This window comes from Lentilactobacillus sp., from assembly GCF_040773105.1.
Taxonomy (GTDB): Bacteria; Bacillota; Bacilli; order Lactobacillales; family Lactobacillaceae; genus Lentilactobacillus; species Lentilactobacillus parabuchneri.
In genome coordinates this window covers 1-1,927 of sequence record NZ_JAXGWW010000310.1, presented here as the reverse complement: position 1 = coordinate 1,927, position 1,927 = coordinate 1, and the positions used below count along the sequence as shown (strand labels likewise).

1 protein-coding gene and 6 tRNA genes are annotated in these 1,927 nt (G+C 45.4%); all 7 read left to right on the top strand.

The window, feature by feature from the left end; translation table 11 throughout:
* On the top strand, nucleotides 1-975 hold a 975-nt coding region (serS, locus tag AB3112_RS11140; RefSeq protein WP_367334528.1), incomplete at its 5' end, for a serine--tRNA ligase.
* A gap of 416 nt (nucleotides 976-1,391) precedes the next feature.
* A tRNA-Val gene (locus AB3112_RS11135) sits at nucleotides 1,392-1,464 on the top strand.
* A 3-nt stretch (nucleotides 1,465-1,467) separates the two neighbouring features.
* Nucleotides 1,468-1,540 (top strand) — tRNA-Lys (locus tag AB3112_RS11130).
* Nucleotides 1,541-1,558: 18 nt separating this feature from the next.
* Nucleotides 1,559-1,640 (top strand) — tRNA-Leu (locus AB3112_RS11125).
* A 33-nt stretch (nucleotides 1,641-1,673) separates the two neighbouring features.
* Nucleotides 1,674-1,747 (top strand) — tRNA-Thr (locus AB3112_RS11120).
* 4 nt (nucleotides 1,748-1,751) lie between these two features.
* Nucleotides 1,752-1,823: transfer RNA gene (locus AB3112_RS11115), tRNA-Gly, on the top strand.
* 14 nt (nucleotides 1,824-1,837) lie between these two features.
* Nucleotides 1,838-1,923, top strand: a tRNA-Leu gene (locus AB3112_RS11110).
* The last annotated feature ends 4 nt before the right edge of the window (nucleotides 1,924-1,927 follow it).

The following is a 1,927-nucleotide window of genomic DNA, read 5'->3' as shown; positions in this document are numbered from 1 at the left end:
TTACCAAATATTCCACACGATGGGGTTCCAGTTTCGCTGACTGAAGAAGGATCGGTTGAGCTTCGAAAGGTTGGCCAGATTCCGTCATTTGATTTCAAACCCAAACATCATTGGGAGATCGGTGAAGAGTTAGGAATTCTTGACTTTGAACGGGCTGCGAAAGTATCCGGAAGCCGATTTGTTTACTACATCGGCGATGGCGCATTACTGGAACGAGCGGTTTATAATTTTTATCTCGATCAAAATACCGCTGCCGGTTATACCGAAGTGATCCCACCATATATGGTGAACGACGACTCGATGTTTGGCACCGGTCAATTTCCTAAGTTCCTCGAGACCAAGGCTGGCTACGAAATTCAAGACAGTGATCTAACCCTGATTCCAACGGCTGAAGTTCCGCTGGTTAATTACTATCGAAACGAAGTCATCCCAACTGAAAAGCTGCCGGTTTCAGTGACTGCGTTATCACCAGCATTCCGCTCAGAAGCCGGAAGTGCTGGCCGCGACACCAAAGGGTTAATTCGTCTGCATCAATTTAACAAGGTTGAAATGGTTAAATTTACCAAGCCGGAAGATTCATGGAAGGCATTGGAAGAAATTACCCACCAAGCTGAAGTTAATTTGCAAAAATTGGGATTAGCCTACCACGTCATCACGCTAACGACCAGTGACATGAGCTTTACGGCAGCAATGACACATGATTTGGAAGTCTGGTTCCCAGCTCAAGACAAGTACCGAGAAATCTCAAGTTGTTCCAACTGTACTGATTTCCAAGCACGGCGCGCTCACATCCAATATCGTGATGAAGATGGTAAGCTTCATTTTGTGCACACTTTGAACGGCTCTGGTTTAGCTGTCGGCCGAACGGTTGCCGCTATTTTGGAGAACTACCAAAATCCGGATGGGACAGTGACAATTCCGGAAGTCTTACGACCATACATGCACGGTATGGCAAAAATCGAAAAACAGAAATAATTGGGTCATGATTTGCGTATTTATTAAATGTAACCCAGACATCCTTCACGTGTCTGAGTTACGGTTGGTTAATTTGACTTCCCCGGTCAAGTTGACTGGCATCATTTCCCTGATCATCTTGATGCGTCGTCGACCCGTGATGCATCGAGGAAAAGAGCGAAAGGCGATTTTGGCCTTTCGCTCTTTTTTTACATCGAAATGTGGACAAAATCGAAAAATTAACAAGAAATTGAAAATTGGACTAGCATTGTTTTGCTGGATAGGATATAATATTTTTTGTCGGAAAAAGACGTTGTTAATCAACTGTTACTGATTTACAATTTTTAAAAATTCAACTTGACTTGAATTCATTGGTATTGTAAAATTTAATAGTTGTGTTGATGATGTTGCTACCAATTAATACCATCAAGATACATGGAGGATTAGCTCAGCTGGGAGAGCATCTGCCTTACAAGCAGGAGGTCACAGGTTCGATCCCTGTATCCTCCATATGAGCCGTTAGCTCAGTTGGTAGAGCATCTGACTTTTAATCAGAGGGTCGGCGGTTCGAGACCGCCACGGCTCATTGCCAGTTTTAAACAATGCGGGCGTGGCGGAACTGGCAGACGCGCTAGATTTAGGTTCTAGTGTCTTATGACGTGGGGGTTCGAATCCCTTCGCCCGCATAGGTACTAGATGCCTATCAACTATATTGTTTTGCCGACTTAGCTCAGTTGGTTAGAGCGCTTCACTAGTAATGAAGAGGTCGGGCGTTCGAATCGTCTAGTCGGCATTTTGCGGAAGTAGTTCAGTGGTAGAACATCACCTTGCCATGGTGGGGGTCGCGGGTTCGAATCCCGTCTTCCGCTTTCATTATAGTAACGCCGGGGTGGCGGAACTGGCAGACGCACAGGACTTAAAATCCTGCGGTAAGTGATTACCGTACCGGTTCGATTCCGGTCCTCGGCACTAT